Source organism: Planococcus sp. RAB007_Raresut, assembly GCF_057369535.1.
Map to the genome: position 1 here is coordinate 387,097 of NZ_JBXYIF010000001.1, position 17,935 is coordinate 405,031.

The 17,935-nt window shown below is 45.2% G+C and carries 17 protein-coding genes, 1 riboswitch and 2 other annotated features; of the genes, 6 read left to right on the forward strand and 11 right to left on the reverse strand.

Annotated elements, in window-relative coordinates; all coding sequences use genetic code 11:
- Positions 1-27: 27 nt before the first annotated feature.
- Entirely contained in the window at positions 28-633 is a 606-nt protein-coding gene (gene tenI, locus AC2Q9J_RS01915; protein ID WP_499036833.1) for a thiazole tautomerase TenI, read from the reverse strand.
- A 101-nt stretch (positions 634-734) separates the two neighbouring features.
- A riboswitch (TPP riboswitch) is annotated at positions 735-835 on the reverse strand.
- A gap of 132 nt (positions 836-967) precedes the next feature.
- Here tenI and AC2Q9J_RS01920 point away from each other — a divergent pair.
- On the forward strand, positions 968-1,537 hold the full coding sequence (locus AC2Q9J_RS01920) for a biotin transporter BioY (RefSeq protein WP_499036835.1): 570 nt from the start codon (positions 968-970) through the stop codon (positions 1,535-1,537).
- 199 nt (positions 1,538-1,736) lie between these two features.
- On the opposite strand, the gene ilvA is transcribed toward AC2Q9J_RS01920, so the two are convergent.
- The 6 genes from ilvA to ilvE form a co-directional block, all read right to left on the reverse strand.
- The gene (gene ilvA / locus AC2Q9J_RS01925) at positions 1,737-2,711 is read right to left on the reverse strand and encodes a threonine ammonia-lyase (RefSeq protein ID WP_499037328.1); all 975 of its coding nucleotides are present in this window, start codon (positions 2,709-2,711) and stop codon (positions 1,737-1,739) included.
- 69 nt (positions 2,712-2,780) lie between these two features.
- Positions 2,781-3,797 carry a ketol-acid reductoisomerase gene (ilvC, locus tag AC2Q9J_RS01930; RefSeq protein WP_499036836.1) on the reverse strand — a complete coding sequence of 339 codons (1,017 nt, stop codon included), beginning with the start codon at positions 3,795-3,797 and terminating at the stop codon, positions 2,781-2,783.
- Positions 3,798-3,817: 20 nt separating this feature from the next.
- Entirely contained in the window at positions 3,818-4,135 is a 318-nt protein-coding gene (gene ilvN, locus AC2Q9J_RS01935) for an acetolactate synthase small subunit (RefSeq protein ID WP_499036838.1), read from the reverse strand.
- Positions 4,132-5,832, reverse strand: coding sequence for a biosynthetic-type acetolactate synthase large subunit (ilvB, locus tag AC2Q9J_RS01940; protein WP_499037330.1), 1,701 nt, complete (start codon positions 5,830-5,832; stop codon positions 4,132-4,134). The genes ilvN and ilvB overlap by 4 nt, the downstream gene beginning before the upstream one ends.
- A gap of 42 nt (positions 5,833-5,874) precedes the next feature.
- Positions 5,875-7,542: a dihydroxy-acid dehydratase gene (gene ilvD, locus AC2Q9J_RS01945; protein WP_499036839.1), complete on the reverse strand. Its 1,668-nt coding sequence runs from the start codon at positions 7,540-7,542 to the stop codon at positions 5,875-5,877.
- Positions 7,543-7,557: 15 nt separating this feature from the next.
- On the reverse strand, positions 7,558-8,460 hold the full coding sequence (ilvE, locus tag AC2Q9J_RS01950) for a branched-chain-amino-acid transaminase (RefSeq protein WP_499036841.1): 903 nt from the start codon (positions 8,458-8,460) through the stop codon (positions 7,558-7,560).
- Between the two features lie 73 nt (positions 8,461-8,533).
- Positions 8,534-8,788, reverse strand: a binding site (T-box leader).
- A 452-nt stretch (positions 8,789-9,240) separates the two neighbouring features.
- On the opposite strand from ilvE, the gene AC2Q9J_RS01955 reads away from it, so the two are divergent.
- From AC2Q9J_RS01955 to brnQ, 5 genes are all read left to right on the forward strand, one after another.
- Positions 9,241-9,915 (forward strand): response regulator transcription factor, encoded by a 675-nt coding sequence (locus AC2Q9J_RS01955; protein WP_499036843.1) that lies wholly within the window; start codon positions 9,241-9,243, stop codon positions 9,913-9,915.
- Entirely contained in the window at positions 9,912-11,282 is a 1,371-nt protein-coding gene (locus AC2Q9J_RS01960) for a sensor histidine kinase (protein ID WP_499036845.1), read from the forward strand. The genes AC2Q9J_RS01955 and AC2Q9J_RS01960 overlap by 4 nt, the downstream gene beginning before the upstream one ends.
- 133 nt (positions 11,283-11,415) lie before the next feature.
- The gene (locus AC2Q9J_RS01965) at positions 11,416-12,450 is read left to right on the forward strand and encodes an ABC transporter permease (protein WP_499036846.1); all 1,035 of its coding nucleotides are present in this window, start codon (positions 11,416-11,418) and stop codon (positions 12,448-12,450) included.
- A gap of 1 nt (position 12,451) precedes the next feature.
- On the forward strand, positions 12,452-13,126 hold the full coding sequence (locus tag AC2Q9J_RS01970; protein WP_499036848.1) for an ABC transporter ATP-binding protein: 675 nt from the start codon (positions 12,452-12,454) through the stop codon (positions 13,124-13,126).
- A gap of 145 nt (positions 13,127-13,271) precedes the next feature.
- Positions 13,272-13,522 (forward strand) — a binding site (T-box leader).
- 116 nt (positions 13,523-13,638) lie between these two features.
- Positions 13,639-14,964: a branched-chain amino acid transport system II carrier protein gene (gene brnQ, locus AC2Q9J_RS01975; protein ID WP_499036850.1), complete on the forward strand. Its 1,326-nt coding sequence runs from the start codon at positions 13,639-13,641 to the stop codon at positions 14,962-14,964.
- Positions 14,965-15,214: 250 nt separating this feature from the next.
- Here the strand turns inward: brnQ and resA are convergent, their stop codons facing one another.
- From resA to AC2Q9J_RS01995, 4 genes are all read right to left on the reverse strand, one after another.
- A complete protein-coding gene (resA, locus tag AC2Q9J_RS01980; protein ID WP_404337693.1) occupies positions 15,215-15,757 on the reverse strand; it encodes a thiol-disulfide oxidoreductase ResA in 543 nt (180 codons plus the stop codon).
- A gap of 40 nt (positions 15,758-15,797) precedes the next feature.
- Positions 15,798-16,505, reverse strand: a complete 708-nt coding sequence (locus AC2Q9J_RS01985; RefSeq protein ID WP_404337691.1) for a cytochrome c biogenesis CcdA family protein — start codon at positions 16,503-16,505, stop codon at positions 15,798-15,800.
- 105 nt (positions 16,506-16,610) lie between these two features.
- The gene (locus tag AC2Q9J_RS01990) at positions 16,611-17,051 is read right to left on the reverse strand and encodes a disulfide oxidoreductase (protein ID WP_404337689.1); all 441 of its coding nucleotides are present in this window, start codon (positions 17,049-17,051) and stop codon (positions 16,611-16,613) included.
- On the reverse strand, positions 17,051-17,731 hold the full coding sequence (locus AC2Q9J_RS01995) for a DsbA family protein (RefSeq protein ID WP_404337687.1): 681 nt from the start codon (positions 17,729-17,731) through the stop codon (positions 17,051-17,053). The genes AC2Q9J_RS01990 and AC2Q9J_RS01995 overlap by 1 nt, the downstream gene beginning before the upstream one ends.
- Positions 17,732-17,935 lie beyond the last annotated feature (204 nt).

Here is a 17,935-nt window from a genome sequence, read left to right on the forward strand (position 1 = left end):
CTCTCCTTAACCATTGCAAGCGAACTATTATTTAGTTAAATAGGAACGATATTGCAGTACCGCCTGCGAAGGGTTTTCTGCTTCCAATATCCCTGACATTACAGCGACTCCTTGTGCTCCCGCTTCGATAACATCCCTACTATTTGTCGGTTTTATTCCACCAATCGCTATAACTGGGATAGAAATTGATTCAGAAATGAACCTCAACTGTTCTAAGCCTTTGGGAATGAGTCCTGATTTGGATTGAGTTGAATATACATGGCCGAATATTACATAATCAGCACCTTGATGCTCGGCAATTTGAGCTTCTTCAAGGGAATGAACGGAACAGCCAACTGTCAAATCCTCAAATTTTCGTTTTACAATTTCAACAGGCAGCGAATGATAGGCTAAGTGAACTCCTTTCACATTTGAAACACAGGCAACATCCGCCCGGTCATTAATTATTATTTTTGAAAGAGGAACTTTTTTGCTTTTTAAAAGCTCCACCGTCTTATATACTTCTTTTGCTGTTTTCGTTTTTTCACGAAGATGGATGAAATCGATGTCAAAATGAATCCTGCCGATGATATCTGCTAATTGTTCCGGCTCTTGCCTTCCTGTAGAGATAATATGCAACTTTTTAGTTTTCATGTATTTTTTCCTTCACTCCCTTAATGCATAAAAAATACCTGGCAAATAAAAAAACCACTCCAGCGACGGAGTGGTTTCGATCATATTTTAAGAATAGATAAAATACATAGCAACCACTTCCCTACGCTAGTTTCAACTAGATCAGGTTCAAAGGGTCCGGATTGCTCCGTCTCAGTCTCAAAAGACTCCCCTAGTGTTTTTATATTCAGTTTTTTTATGATGCCTAAAAACAGCCTAACATCTCTCCAAATATTTATCTAGTTATTATAGGAAATATGGTAATATATAAGTTAACCAAATTATTTTTTTGGTTAACTTAAAAGGAGAGTGTGACATGACAGAATCAAATGTAAAATTGAGAATGATGATTATTACGGCATTATTTGCGGCAATCATCGGAATCCTGGCGCAGGTAACAATCCCATTGCCGTTAGTTCCCATTACAGGGCAAACACTGGCAATCGGACTGGCCGCAACGATTTTAGGGGCTAAGTACGGAACTTTATCTGTCCTGGTCTACTTGGGGCTGGGGGCAGTTGGAATTCCCGTTTTCGCTCAAATGTCAGGCGGATTAGGCAGCTTATTCGGACCGACTGGCGGCTACCTCTTCGGCTTTATTCCAACTGCTTTTATCATAGGCTATTATCTCGAGAAAACGAGTTACACATTAGCCAATGCCGTAATCGCTAATGTCCTTGGCATGTTTATGGCATTGGCGTTTGGAACAGTCTGGTTGAAGATATTCGCTGATCTTTCATGGACAGGTGCGTTAATGGGTGGATTTGTCCCGTTCATTTTAGTCGGTCTTATTAAAGCCGCGCTGGCTGCGTGGATTGGGATCACAGTAAGAAATCGCTTGAAATCAGCTAATATTTTATATTTGGAAGAGAGAAAGGCTGTTTAAATATAGGCTGGCTGACCATCAACTTACCAATAATAAAAACTGCCGATCTGATTTTAGATCGGCAGTTTTTATTGCTGTAACTATGAATGGTGAACATAAACTCGCTGGAATCTTCGTTTGCATTCACGAGTTTCTTCTATATAAATGTTATCTGTTCAAAAACCACTTTTCTGATTATGCAGTGTTCTGTCTCAGCTGTTTATTTTGCTAAGCTTAAATCCGGCAGTGTTTTAGCCAGGCTCTTATAGAATGGCAATTTTTCAGGGTCTGCATTTCCACCACTGATAATGCAGCCGACCTTTTTTTGGTCAATGGAGATTTTGTTGCATAAAATGGCAGCCAAAGCGGCGGCTCCCGCCCCTTCTGTCAGCATTTTTTCCCTTTCAAGCATAAACATGATCGCATAGGCGATTTCTTCATCAGCCACCGTTACGATATCATCCACATACTTCTCAATGATTGGAAAAGTTACCGCTCCCGGCTCTCTGACTAAAATCCCATCCGCTATCGTGCTGATCGGCAAATATGGTTCCATTTTTTGCCCGGTGAATTTTCGATAGGCAGCAGATGCGCCAGACGCCTGCACACCGATTACCCGAATGGATGGATTGATGGATTTAACAGCGAGAGCAACCCCTGATATCAAACCGCCTCCGCCAACCGGCACAAAGATGATGTCCAATTGGCTGTTTTGCCGAAGCATTTCAAGTGCAATGGTCCCTTGCCCTGCAATTACTTGTTCATCGGCAAATGCATGGACAAACGTGCTGCCGCACCGAATCTTTTCTTCTGCCGCAAATTGATAGGATTCATCATACGTTTCTCCAGCCATTACGATTTCTGCACCGTACTCCTTTGTGGCATTCACTTTCGAAAGCGGAGTGTGCCTCGGCATGTAGATTTTTGACTGGATCCCTTGCAGTGCTGCTGCCAGTGCGACTCCTTGCGCGTGGTTGCCGGCAGAAGCTGCTATAATCCCTTTTGCTGCTTCCTGTCCGGTTAAAGAAGTAATTTTGTTCATGGCTCCCCTTACTTTAAAAGAACCCGTTTTCTGCAGATTTTCCAATTTCAAAAAGATCTTCGCATTCGTCAAGTGATTTAATGTTGCACTTTGCTTTAACGGAGTTTGATGAACTTTCCCCGTCAGATTTCCCATCGCTTCACCAATTTTCACACTCGCCAACAAATCCCCAATAGGCTCACCTCTGACTTGATATTAGAATCTATAAAAGTTGCATATAAATTACGTTTCCACCAACTCTTTCTTCAGCTTCTGCTGCACGAAAGGCATCATTTTCCGCAAATCTTTGCCGACCACTTCGATCGGATGCTGTTTTTCGCGATTGGCGACTGCATTGAACACAGGGCGGTTTGCCTGGTTTTCAAGGATCCATCCTTTTGCAAATTCACCTGACTGGATATCCGCCAGCACTTCTTTCATACGCGCTTTTGTTTCCGTATTGATCACTTTTGGCCCGGAAACGAAATCTCCCCATTGGGCGGTGTCTGAAATGGAATGGCGCATCCCGTCAAGACCTTGTTCATACATCAAGTCAACGATCAATTTCAGCTCGTGCATACATTCGAAATAAGCCACTTCCTTCTGGTATCCTGCTTCAACCAGCGTTTCGAATCCCGCTTTTACAAGTGACGTCAAGCCGCCGCAAAGAACCGCCTGCTCGCCAAAAAGATCGGTTTCGGTTTCTTCTTTGAAATCTGTTTCCAGCACACCTGCGCGAGCCGAACCGATGCCTTTTGCATAAGCTAAAGCAAGTGCTTTTGCCTGGCCAGTGACGTTTTGATGGACGCCAACCAGCGCCGGGACGCCTGCGCCTTCTTCAAATGTCCGCCGCACCAAGTGGCCGGGACCTTTCGGAGCCACTAAAAAAACATCAACATTAGCAGGCGGAACGACTTGATGGAAGTGAATGTTGAAACCGTGGGCGAACGCAAGCGCTTTTCCTGCGGACAAAGAAGGTTTAATTTCATTTTCATAAACGGCAGGCTGGTTTTCATCCGGCAATAAAACCATGATGACATCCGCTTCTTGGCACGCGGCACTGACAGGCAATACGCGGAATCCATCCTTTTCTGCCTGAGCCCATGATTTCCCTTGGCGCAATCCGACCACTACCTGATGGCCGCTGTCACGCAAATTCTGCGCATGTGCATGCCCTTGCGAACCATAGCCAATGACCGCCATTGTTTTGCCTTTCAACTCGTCTTCATTCACATCTGCTTCATAATAGACCTTTACCATTCCAGTCATCTCCTCTTTTTTCATTCCTTTAAATGCACCAATACTTTTGCTGAGTTGTGCGCTTTGATCAATTCGAATTGTTCTTCAACCACTTGTAAGTCTGTTCCTTCCATGACGAAAAGCACTTCAATTTGCTTTTCGACTTGTTTCACCAGCTGCCTGAATTTATGGCCAGTCTCTTCTTTAACGATAACCGTCACTTTTGAAACGTCTTCCACTTCGGTGCAGCCGACCCACAGACTTTCGATTTGGAATTGGTGTTTTGCTAACAAAGCCATAAGACGCGTCAGTACACTGTTCTGGTTTTGCACGAATGCAGTGATTGTTCCTTTTTTCATGTTTTCACCCCGATCATTTCATGCAATCCTTTGCCTGGCGCCACCATTGGATAGACGTTTTCAGCGGGGTTGACACGGCAATCGATCAGAACCGGCTCCCGGTCTGACAGCACTTCCCCGAATAACGTCTCCGCTTCCTGTTCCGTGCTGATGCGGTAAGCTTTTATTCCATAAGATTCTGCGAGCTTCAGAAAGTCAGGCTGGAGGGAAAAGACCGATTGTGAAAATCGTTTGCCGTAGAACGTTTCTTGCCACTGGCGAACCATTCCCAGTGATCCGTTGTTGACAATAAGAACTTTTACAGGCAAGTTCCATTCCTTTAATAGGATCAATTCCTGCAAAGTCATTTGAAAACCGCCGTCTCCAGCCAGCGAAACGACTGCAGCCTCAGGTTCAGCCAATTGCGCTCCGATGGCTGCCGGGAAACCGAACCCCATGGTTCCCAGTCCGCCGGAAGTTACCCAACGGTTCGGGCGTGAAAAAGCGTAATACTGCGCAGCCCACATTTGATGCTGGCCGACATCTGTCGTGACAATCGCATCGCCATTTGTATGCTTGTGCACCAATTCAATCAAACGCTGCGGGGAAAGGAATTCCTCCGTTTCGGTATGCCAATAAGGGTAATCTCTTTTATAGTTTTCCAAATGCTCTAACCAGCTCTGCAAATCCTGATTTTTCGCTCTTTGGTTCAGAATTGCCGTCAACACGGCTTTTGCATCACCGGCAACCGGCAAATGCGTCTCGACGTTTTTACCGATTTCCGATGGGTCGATGTCGATGTGGGCAACTTTAGCGAATAGCGCAAACGAAGCCAAATTCCCAGTCAACCGGTCATCAAAACGCGCTCCGATATTTATCAATAAGTCACATTCTGAGATAGCCATATTGGCGGTGTAGCAGCCGTGCATTCCGGCCATCCCCAAAAAGAGAGGGTGCTCCGCCGGAAATCCGCCAAGCCCTAAAAGTGTATGGGCCACCGGCAAATTATAACGCTCCGAAAATAAGAGCAATTCTTCGGAAGCTTTTGCATGTAAAACGCCTGCACCCGCTAAAATAAGCGGTTTGCTGGAATTTCCAAGTGCTTCCATCAAATGTTTTACATGCAGCGGATCCGAATCGGAAAGAGGCTGGTATCCCGGGAGTTCCACTTCGATTTTCAGCAGCGGTACAGCCGGATCCGCTGCTAAATCTTTGGGTATGTCCACTAATACGGGACCTGGCCTGCCGGTTGAAGCTATATGAAAAGCTTCTTTCACGATTCTGGGCAGATCCCCGATTTTTTTCACCTGGTAATTATGTTTGGTGATGGGTGTCGTCATGCCGACCACGTCCGCTTCCTGAAAAGCGTCCGTCCCCAGAACATGCGAAGCCACCTGGCCGGTGAAAATGACAAGCGGCAGCGAGTCCATCATGGCATCGGCGATTCCGGTCACTAAATTGGTCGCTCCAGGACCTGAAGTGGCCAGGACGACACCCGTCTTTCCGGAAACGCGGGCATACCCTTCTGCCGCGTGGATGGCGCCTTGTTCATGGCGGGCAAGAATGTGCTTGATCGGCGACTTGTATAACGCATCGTAAATACCCAAAACAGCGCCGCCAGGATAACCGAACAAAATCTCTACGCCTTCCTGTTTCAAAGATTGGATGAAAAGATCCGCCCCATTGCCTGTCACTTCTTCAGTTGCCAACATTGCCATTGCCTCTTTCGCTTCCAAATTTGCCTCCTCCTTTTCATGTCATTAAATTTTCATAACTCCACCTGTACTCGCAGAAGTCACAAGTTTTGAATAACGGGCTAAATACCCTTTTTTAATTTTTGCCGGCGGCTCCGTCCAACCCGCTTTTCTTGCTGCCAATTCCGTTTCGGAAACAACGAGAGTGATTGCACGGTTCTCCAAATCAATGAAGATCTCATCGCCATTTTTGACGAATGCTATTGGCCCGCCTTCAGCCGCTTCCGGTGAAATGTGGCCGATGGAAATGCCTCTTGAAGCTCCTGAAAATCGTCCATCCGTGATCAACGCCACTTTCTTTTCAAGCCCTCTTCCTGCAATAGCGGCGGTCGGTGCAAGCATTTCCGGCATTCCTGGCCCGCCTTTTGGCCCTTCAAGACGAATGACCACAACATGCCCTTCCTGGACATCGCCATTTTCAATTCCGGCCATCACTTCATCTTGAGAATCGAAGACAATCGCTTCGCCCCGGAAAGTCTTGATGGCGGGATCAACTGCACCCACTTTGATGACACAACCGTCCGGTGCAATATTTCCGAACAGAATCGACAGTCCGCCAACCGAGCTATGCGCCGTTTCTTTGTTGCGAATGACATCATCATTCAAAACTTCTGCATCTTTCACATTTTCATAAAGTGATTTCCCGGTAATCGTAATCCGGTCCGGGTGAACCGCTCCTTCCATTTCACAAAGCTGTTTGATGATGGCGCTGACACCGCCTGCATTATGTACATCCTGCATGGAATAATCGGATGCCGGGCTGATTTTGGACAGATATGGAATACGCTTCGCCACTTCATTTATTCGGCTCAGGTCATACTCGATTTCCGCTTCGTTTGCTATCGCAAGCGTATGCAAAACAGTATTCGTCGATCCGCCCATCGCCATATCAAGCGCAAACGCATCATCGATCGTATCTTTTGTGATGATATCTCTCGGTTTGATGTCTTTTTTTATCAAATCAACCAAATGGCGCGCAGCATCATAGATCAGTTGATGCCGCTCTTTTGATGTCGCAACAAGCGTTCCGTTCCCCGGCAGCGCAACTCCAAGCATTTCCATGAGCGAGTTCATCGAGTTGGCCGTGAACATCCCGGAACAGGAACCGCATGTCGGGCAGGCATTCTGTTCCACATCCAGCAATTCCGCTTCAGACATTCTTCCCGATTGATAGGCTCCTACCCCTTCAAATACAGAGACAAGCGACAACGGTTCGCCGGCGCTTGAAACGCCGGCTTCCATCGGGCCACCTGAAACGAATACAGAAGGCACATTCGTCCTCACTGCCGCCATCAGCATCCCCGGCGTAATTTTATCGCAGTTCGGAATATAGAAGACTCCGTCAAACCAATGGGCATTGATGACAGTTTCCGCCGAGTCTGCAATAAGCTCCCTGCTTGGCAGCGAATACCGCATGCCGATATGCCCCATCGCAATGCCGTCATCCACTCCGATTGTATTGAATTCGAACGGAATACCTCCGGCTTCCCGTATGGCATCTTTGACGACATCGGCAAATTGCCTCAAGTGCATATGTCCTGGGATAATATCGATATAAGAATTGCAGACCCCGATGAATGGTTTTTCCATGTCCTTAAGCGTTACTCCCGTGGCATAAAGCAGGCTCCTGTGTGGAGCCCGGTCGATGCCTTTTTTGATCATGTCACTGCGCATGCTGAATCCTCCTTCTTAAACAACTTGAACATTTTCCTGTCCATATACTTTTGTGCCATTTTCAACGACTGTTTTCCTGAATTCTTCGAGGAGCCGGTTCGTGCAATCGCCCGGTCTGCCATCGCCGATGACTCTGCCATCCACTTTCACGACTGCAATCACTTCTACGGCTGTTCCGGTTAAAAAGACTTCATCCGCGACATAGACGTCGTGCCTGGTGAAAACCTGCTCTCGCATCGGGAAGCCCAGTTCATGGGCAATTTCCATGATGGCGTTTCTTGTGATTCCTTCCAGTGCTCCCACATAGCCTGGCGGCGTCAAAATTTCACCGTTCTTGACAATGAATACGTTGTCCGCTGAACCTTCAGCCACATAGCCTTGGTCGTTCAACATAAGCGCTTCGCTTACCCCTGCTAAATTAGCTTCAATCCGGACCAGGATATTGTTTAAATAATTCAATGACTTAACTTTCGGCGACAGCACATCAGGCCGGGTTCTTCTCGTCGCCACAGAAACGATGTCGATTCCCGTCTTGTACAATTCTTTCGGAAACATAGCCAGTTCTTCAGCAATGACGATGACTTGGGGCCGTGCACAGGAGGAAGGATCCAGTCCAAGATTTCCCACTCCTCTTGATACGACTACGCGGATATAAGCATTCTGCAACTCGTTTTTCCTTAAAGTCTCTACGACCAGATCGCTCATTTCCTGTTTGCTGTAAGGAACAGATAACATGATTGATTTCGCGGAATCATACAGCCGGTCAATATGTTCTTTAAGCCGGAAGACATTGCCTTCATAGACGCGTACCCCTTCGAACACACCGTCTCCGTATAAAAAGCCGTGGTCATACACAGAAACAACAGCGTCTTTTTTGCTGACAAACTGGCCATTCAGGTAAATCAATTGTTCTTTCATCATCCATTCCTCATTCCTCATTGAATTTTTTGTGCTTCAAACAATTTTTGAAAAACAAAAAACCCGTCCCTTAAAAAGGGACGAGTTTAGCTCGCGATACCACCCTAGTTCCGCAAATGGATAATAATATCCACTTACGACACTCGATCAACGTACAAACATACGTTGTTCCTTGTAACGGGGGACAGCCCGACAATGCTTAAATAAGATCTTTCAGCATTGCATCTCGGAGATGATTTTCGGATAAGTTCTGGACATCGGCTCGCACCATCTACCGACTCTCTGTGGAACAGGGCACTTATCTTACTCTTCTCGTCAACGATTTTATTTTTCAAAAATTCTTAATTCCAAAACTATCAGCAATATTTCAAGTTGTCAAACACTTTTTTGTTTCAGCCTTTAAAAAATTGGAATGTTTAATCAAAAGAAGATTTTATCCTTGCAGAATTATATGGCTCATGCATGATTCAAGCAAAAGTTTTCCCAACCGCAAAGCAAGCTTGTGAATGAAATGAAATCCACTCCTTCCCCTTTGATATAAACCGTAATTTTGTAAGGAACACAACAAAAACACCTTCTGGAAAATATGGGCGCCGAGATGCATACCCGCTATTTATAAAATCCTAATTACTATTTTATTATACTCAATTGTTTTGTGAATATTTTTATATACGCCGAATTTCCGACCACAATCCTGCTCCCTATTCATTGCCTCAGCGAATTTTTAGCTTTATAGTCTATTTATCATAAGCAGCAAAAAAGATATATAGGAGGGATAACTTGATACGGATACTCGCAGTGGATGACGATTTACATATGCTGAATTTCGTTTCAGCCGAACTTCGCCAAATTGGTTACGAAGTAATTGAGGCCGAGTCAGGTGAACAAGCTTTAGAGTGCTTGGATTCCAAGACGGTGGATTTAGCGATAGTTGATGTCATGATGCCAGGAATGGATGGTTTTGAACTCACGAAAATATTGCGGAAAGACTACAATCTCCCCGTCATCCTGCTGACGGCCCGGCATCATATTGAAGATAAAGAGCGCGGATTCTTAGCCGGTTCTGATGATTATTTGGTTAAACCTTTTGAATCGAAGGAATTATTGTACCGCGTCAAAGCCATTCTGCGGAGATATGACCAGCCTGCGGATGACACATTGGCCATCGGTACGTTAACCATTGATTTTAAAAGTTACGAAGTCCAATCGGATCAAGGGATTTTAATCATTCCGCTCAAGGAATTTGAATTGCTGACCCTGCTCGCCTCCAAACCCAGACAAGTACTGAGCAGAGATCTGATAATCGAGCGAATTTGGGGAATTGATTTCCAGGGAGATGAACAGACCGTAAATGTTCACATAAAACGGCTGCGCCGGCGATTGGAAAGTTTTGCTCCCGATGTGCAGATTGTCACTGTACGCGGTGTAGGCTATAAACTTGAGGTGAACGCATGAGCCTTTACGTCAAATTTGTCTGGTTCACTTTTGCGACGATGCTGATCAGCAGCATCATCTCTTTTTTTGCAATGAACACTTATTACGACCAATACCTGAAAGCAGAAAATAATGATAAAAATCTCGCTATCGCCACTTCGATTGCAGAGTTCGCGGAAAGTGTACCGGCGGATCAAATCGAAGCCACATTTCAGATGCTGGGCGATGCGGGTTACCAGCTGTATGTCACAGACGGGGACACTGTCAACCGCTATGGCGCAAAGTTTCGTGACGAAACGATTGATGAGGCAGACATCAAGCAAGTTCTTCAGGGAGACGCCTTTAACGGCATACGCGAATTTCCGCGGGAGACTTTTGTCACCGGATTTTTCGCCAATGAGCTGGAAAATTCCATCGGTGTGCCGTTGGAATTGAATGGTGAAAACCATGCACTCTTTTTGCGTCCGGATATAAAGCTTCTGTTCCAGGAACTTCGCTTCTTATTCGGCGGATTAGCAGTCGGCATCATTATCTTGAGTTTTATTGGCATGCTGCTGGTGGCACGTTTATTGATTCAGCCGATTACCAAATTAACGGAAGCAACGGAAAAAATGGGCACGGAAACCTTCGATGTCCCTCTTTCCATTAACCGAAAAGATGAAATTGGCCGACTGGCCGATCAGTTCGTCACAATGCGCAATCGCGTTGAACAATCCACATTAAAACGCAAAGAATTCGTTCACAATGTTTCACATGACATTCAATCCCCTCTCCATACCATTCAAAGTTATTTATCTCTTCTGCAAAAAATCGGAAGCAACGAAGAAGAGAAAAAAAAATATGCGGACATCATTCAGGAAGAAACGACGCATTTGTCGCTGTTGACCAATCAATTGCTTACGTTGGCATCTTTTGATAAAGAAGTGCAGGAACTCAGTGAAGTGATTTCCATCGACCAGCAAATACGGGACACCCTGTCTCATTTGCGCTACGCGTTTGACGAAAAAGAGCTCGGGATTTCAGCGCAATTGGCATCTGTTAACGTAAAAGGAAATGCCGTCCTTCTTCAGACAGTCTGGGAGAATTTATTGACCAATGCGATTAAATACAGCGAGCCGGGAGGCGCCATTGAACTCAGTTTAAGTTCTTCGCCAAAAGAGATGGTACTGGAAATACGGGATGAAGGGATCGGCATGTCGGCAGAGGAAACTGTCCGTGCATTTGACCGTTTTTACCGGGCGGACCAGGCTCGGGTGCGGTCCGTAAAAGGCTCAGGATTAGGATTGGCCATTGTTAAAGAAGTTGTCGAATTGCATAAAGGGTCGATTGAAATCACCAGTTCTCCCAAAGCCGGAACAACCATACATGTAGTGTTGCCGCGATTGTAATACGCTTTGGCTTTTCATTTCTTCACAGAGGGCAGCCTTGTATGAATTTACTTTCGAAATGTAATGGCTTGTTCACCTTCCGTTCATCTAAGCCCTATAAACTAAGGGTAATAAAGAAATCGGAGGCTTACAGATGAACATTGCATGGAAAGAAATTAAAAAAAGCAAAGTGAAATTTATGATTCTAGGTTCGATTGTGTTTCTTGTCAGTTTTTTGACTTTCATCATATCAGGGCTTGCGAACGGGTTGTCCCAGGACAATGCAGCATTGATTAAAGATTTGCCGGACGGCCAATTCTATATGAATGAAGACGCGGAAGAGACATATAATCTTTCGCTGATCGACTCTAATGTCCAAGAGAAAGTTTTAAACGAACATGAAAACGCTGCTGCGTTATCCATTCAAATGGGATTTTTGAATGATGAAGAAGACAAACAGCGCAGTGTGGCGTTTGTCGCTTCAACGGGCTCGGAGTTGTTTGAAAACGTCAAAGCGGGCGAAGTTATCCTGGACCGTTCTTTGGAAGAAGAAGGGTTAAAAGTTGGGGATACACTGACCAACAACCAATTCAGCGGCGAATTTGTTGTGAAGGGATTTGTCGATCAGCAAAAGTATAGCCACACCCCAGTCGCTTTCATCAATATGGAGAACTACAAAGAGATGTACCGGGTAAATGAAATGCAATTGATTTTCATTCCAGATGGAGACGAAACCCCAGTCATCGAAGGACTGCAATCGTTTACGAACAGCGAGTTCCTCAATACGATTCCCAGCTACAGTGCAGAACAGCTGTCTCTCAACATGATTGTCTGGTTTCTCGTCGTAATCAGCGGACTGCTTTTCGCCATATTCTTCTATATGATGAATGTGCAAAAAATCGGATTGTATGGCATTTTAAAAGCGATTGGCGTGAAGACGAGTGCATTGTTCAAAATGATGTGGACGCAGATGTTCTTCATCACCGCCATTGCGCTGGCGTTATCGATTGCGCTCAGCCAGAGTTTCAATTTTATCGCACCGGACGGTATGCCTTTCAGCTTAACTGCAGTCACAACGGTCCAATTGTCCATCGTTTTCCTCCTCATCGGTTTTGTCGGCGCTACGCTTTCAGGCATCCAAATCAAAAAAGTCGAACCGCTGCAGGCGATTCAACAAGGAGAAGTGTAATATGACAATTTTTACGATCAATGAACTGAGAAAAACGTTTACAACGGGTGAAGTGGCAGAAGAAATATTAAAGGGAATTGACCTGACGCTTCAACAAGGCGAAATTACCGCACTTGTCGGTGCTTCCGGATCCGGCAAAAGTACTTTGCTGACAATTGCCGCTGGCCTACAGCCGGCATCGGATGGAAAAATCCTGTTCAATGGCAGGAATATGACCAGCATGAACCAGGAGCAAATCCGGAAAATCCGTGCCAGCGATTTCGGCTTTGTCTTCCAGTCAGCGCATCTTGTCCCTTTCCTTACCGTGGAAGAACAACTTTTTCTGATGCTCGAAGTGTCGGAAACGACATTAAACAAAGTGCAGCAAAAAAAGGAGATTGCCGATATCCTGAAACTGATCGGCATGGAACATCGAAAGTCCGCCTACCCCGCGTCCTTATCAGGCGGCGAAAGACAGCGGGTAGCGATTGCCCGGGCTATCATCCACAAACCTCAAATGCTTTTTGCGGACGAACCGACGGCCAGCCTGGATTCAAAACGGTCAAAAGATGTCATGGAGCTGATCCGCAATTTGACGAAAACTTTGAACATCACCACCTTAATGGTGACTCATGACGAGGAAATGCTGGCGTATGCCGACCATATCATCACGATGAAAGATGGTTTGGCCGAGTGACGTGAAGCGCTATTCTTTTAATTTCTCACTTAAGCAGTTGTAACGGTATATTAGGAGAACCAAAAGAAATAGAAACAAATCCATTTCGAACCAATAAAGTATATTGACTTTTCCGATTAGCATTTGCTAAGTTAAGTTGTATAAATAAGAATCAATGACGAGAAAGAGTAAGAGAAGATAACTGTTCCTCAGAGAGTCGGCGCTTGGTGAAAGCCGATGGACGAATCTTATCCGAAAATCATCTCCGAGATGCAAAGCTGAAAACAGTAAGATTTGCCGGATTTCCACCGTTATCGGGAAGACGTATGATTGTACGTCGACTAAGCGCCGGAATGTTTCTTTTGTATGGAACTTGCGGAATATGGGTGGTATCGCGAGCACAAACTCGTCCCTTTTCAGGGACGGGTTTTTTTATGCAAAAAATTGAGTATGGCGATAACAACGCAGCAGCCACAGTAGTTTTGAAGCTGTGGAAGCTTCGAGTATCCAACTAAAATTCAGGAGGAATTATGATGAGTCGAACCAATGTAGTATTTGCAGGATTTATGCTTTTTTCTTTATTTTTCGGAGCAGGGAATCTTATCTTTCCCCCTCTTCTAGGTTTGGAATCCGGGAGCAGCTTTGGATCAGCGATTGCCGGTTTCCTTATCACGGGTGTTCTATTGCCATTTATGGCCATTATGGCTGTCGCTTTGTCCGATAACGGATTAGTATCCATGGGCAACCGGGTGCATTACGTTTTCGGCATGGCCTTTGCTATTATCATCTATCTCTCGATCGGCGCTTTCTACGGGATACCCCGAGCTTCAAGCGTTGCTTATGAACTGGGCTTCAAACAAGTCTTTCACGTTGACGGCGGATTTGCGCTCGCTGCATTCTCCCTGGTGTTTTTCGGTATTACTTATTTGATCAGTTTAAATCCGAAGAAAATCGTGGATCGCATCGGACAATACCTGACGCCTCTTCTGTTGCTTGTTTTAGCTGTGCTTGTCATCCGTGCTTTCTTTACATTCGATAATGTCTCTTCACCCGCTGCTGGAAAGTATGCATCATCTCCCTTGGTCACTGGAATCCTGGAAGGTTATTTCACGATGGATGCGGTCGCTGCCCTGGCATTCGGAATCGTCGTTGTCAATGCATTGAAAGATAAAGGTGCCACATCTAAATCGGAACTGGTGAAAGGCACATTTGGAGCCGCCCTCATCGCCGGCCTGGGATTGGTTGTGGTTTACTTTTCACTGGGCTGGATTGGGCGTGTCATTCCAAATGAGAACGGCTTTGAAAACGGAGCTGAGATTTTAACTTTTGCAGCCAGCCTATTGTTCGGAGGGGGCGGAGCTTTCTTGTTCGGTATCATTGTCATCCTTGCCTGTCTCACCACATGCGTCGGTCTGATCAATGCCTGTTCGAGATTCTTCAACGAGATTTATCCGAAAATAAGTTACCGATCCTACGTAGCTGTTTTTGTAATCGTTGGCTTACTCGTATCTAATTTGGGCTTGAATTTAATATTGCTACTGGCAATCCCTTTATTGGTATTTATTTATCCGATCGCCATTGTCCTGATCATTCTTTCTTTATTCGAACATATTGCAGGAAAAAGCCAGATGATGTTCCGCCTCTCGGTAGCCGTGACATCCGTTTATGCGCTATACCAGGTATTGGTCAGTATCGGATTCCAACTGGAATTGGCAACTAACTGGTTAGGGATTACCCCGTTTTTTGAACAGGGACTGGGATGGGCCCTGCCCGCTTTTCTTGCAGCCATGGCTGGGTATGGAATTGATAAGTTCAAGGACAAGTTCACTGAAGAATGGAAAGAAAATTCTTCCCTATAAAAAGATATGGCCAGATAAAGATAAAGAGGAGTGCTAATTGAGCAGCACTCCTCTTTATTTTTTCTAGTTAAACAGTTAGTACTTCCGATAAGGGATCATATGTTAACTTTAAATACAGGCTCTCGAGGTTTTACTCCATACCATAAAAGATATGGTTGAACAAAATAAAGCGTCTAGAGAGTTCTTCTCATAGACGCTGGATGATGTTAGACCAATTATAAATTTTAGTGTTTTCATCAATATTATTCGTTTAAGATTCTACTGGTTTAATCTGCTCCATATAGCTTTGAATGTCTTCCTCCGACATTTCACCTGTAATGATCTTCTCTATTTTCCCCTCCGGATTAACCAATAGAGTGGTCGGCAACGGGCGAATATTATAGGCTTCCATCACACTTTTGTTCTTGTCGATGACGATCGGGAACGTCAGATTCCGCTGTTCGGCATATTGTCTCACTTCATAATCCGACTGGGCAATGTTGACGGCCAGTATCTGTACACCTTGATCCTTATACACCTGATATTGTTTTTCCATCAGCGGAAATTCTCTCTCGCACGGTTTGCACCAGGTCCCCCAAAAGTTCACGAACACCCCTTGTCCTTTATAATCCGACAGCTGATGCCGTTCCCCGTTCAAGTCAGTCAACGCAAAATCGGGGGCCATATCTCCAACCTGCAGCAAGTCATTTTTTTCCTTCGTTACCCCGTTATAAATGGTAAAGGCAATAGCCCCTACCATGACAAGCAAAATGGCGGTCCTTATTATCAAGCGGTTCTTCTTTTTAGTAGCCATGCAATGTCACGCCCTTTCTAAACATTTAACGTCCCGTCTATTAAAATCCGGTGAATCCACCCGTAAATTGCGATAAAAAAGCGATAATTTCTGTCATCATGTCAAAGTAAAGTAAAAGCCCCATTAGAATCATCAGTGCCCCGCCAATTGACATGAAAAGCGCACTTCTCTTCTTTAGGAAACTCATTTTCTCTATAAATAGCGACATCAAGAGAAAAGGAATGGAGAACCCGAGGACGTAAAACAGCATGTAGAGGAGTCCCCGGTCCGGATCCGCTACGCCGAGCGCAATCACGCCCGCCAGTATGGGACCGGTACATGGCGTCCATCCAGCCGCAAAACCGATGCCGATCAGAACAGAACCGGCATATCCGGAAGGTCTTTTCTGAAATTGGATTTTTTTATCCGAAAGCAGGAAATCAAATTTCAAAACACCGGTTAAGACCAACCCGAAAAACACCATCAAAATGGCGCCCAGTTGGCGTAAAAGGACTTGATATTCCAAGAAGAAGTTTCCGAGAAGCGAAGTTGACAAGCCCAACGCTAAAAAAATGATGGAAAATCCAATTAAAAATAAAATCGTGTGAATCAAAGCGGTGCTTCTCATCATTCCCTTGCCTTCTTTTAAATCATTGACCGAAACTCCGGTAATATAGGATAGAAAAGCCGGATATAACGGTAGGGCACAGGGAGAAATGAATGATAACAGTCCAGCGCCAAACGCCAGCAATAAACTTACTTCAGCCATAGAACAATCTCCTTTTAAATGATTGACGTGTATACTCCCTTAATTGCCATATCGCCGTCTTTTGTAAAAAAAGGCGGTCCGTGATTGATCGTTAAGTGAGGTGCGTCAATTCGCTCTTTTCTTCACTACTAAAATTAACATCGCAACACTAATTAAGAGGAAAGCTACAAGGGCGAGGAACGGGATGCTTATGAATCCCCACCAGTTGATATACTCTGCGCTGCAGGGAACCCCGCTTACACAGGGCCGGATGCCTCCAAACCCGGGAACTTTCTGTTCCAAGTAATGCATGACCGAGATGCTTCCGCCGATAATGGATAATGGAAGAACATAACGAGCGATCTTCCAGTCGTTCTGAAACGTGGCAATCCCTAAAATGAAGGCAAGTGGGTACATGAAAATCCGTTGGAACCAGCACAGGTCACACGGGATAAACCCTCTAATTTCACTGAAATACAGGCTGCCGAGTGTCGCGATTAACGAGACAAACCATGCTCCATACAGCAAGCAGCCGCTTTTATCGGATGGTTTGTGGGTCTCTTCCATTAGTTTTCCTCCGCTAATGCTTCATCGATCAGTGCTTTGATGGCATCGTAATCAAACGGATCTTCCAACGTCTGTCCATTGACGACTATCGTCGGTGTCATAGCCACACTGTGCTCTTCTACCAAGGCCTTATCCGCCTCCACTTTATCCATTGTTTCTTGCTTTTCCATGTCCGCTTTCATCTGGACTTGGTCGATGGCTGGAAATTCGGCGGCCACTTCTAGGGCTTTCTCCAGTGTCAGCCAGGCGGCATCGTGATTTTCAGTCGGTTGTGCTGCAAATAAGGCTTTGTGGAAGTCCCAGTAGGATTCCGGGCTTTGTTCGTAAACGGCTTCGGCAGCCAGAGAACCCACTACCGATTCATTGCCGTGGAAGAGAACATTGATATAGGAGAATTTCACATCTCCCCTGTCAACATAGTCCGCCACTAACTGCGGATAGACCGTTTCTCCCCACGCTTTACAGGACGGGCACTTGAAGTCTCCAAATTCAACGACCGTGACCGGTGCATCACTTTCTCCAAGCGTCGGCTGACCTGTTATATCAACTTCCCCGGTTTCCACTGTTGAGGCACTTTGCTGGTTCGTCAATACCACGATTGCCGCTAAAATTCCAACGGCCAACAGCGTCAGGAGCACCGCGAACTTCATTCCTGATTGTTTCTTCTTGTTGTTCTTCATAGTAACCCTCTTTCCTCTCGTGATTTATGGATCAATTACTCGACATCATTCTCACATACATTTTCTAACATTCATAGAAATAGAATGCTTAACAGGACAAGTCGGGATTAACTAAACCAAGTTTTCGATTTGCCTTGCCGCTTGTCACTCCCTGTTCATTCTAACAAGCATATTCAAATATTAAAACAATCATTTGAATGTATA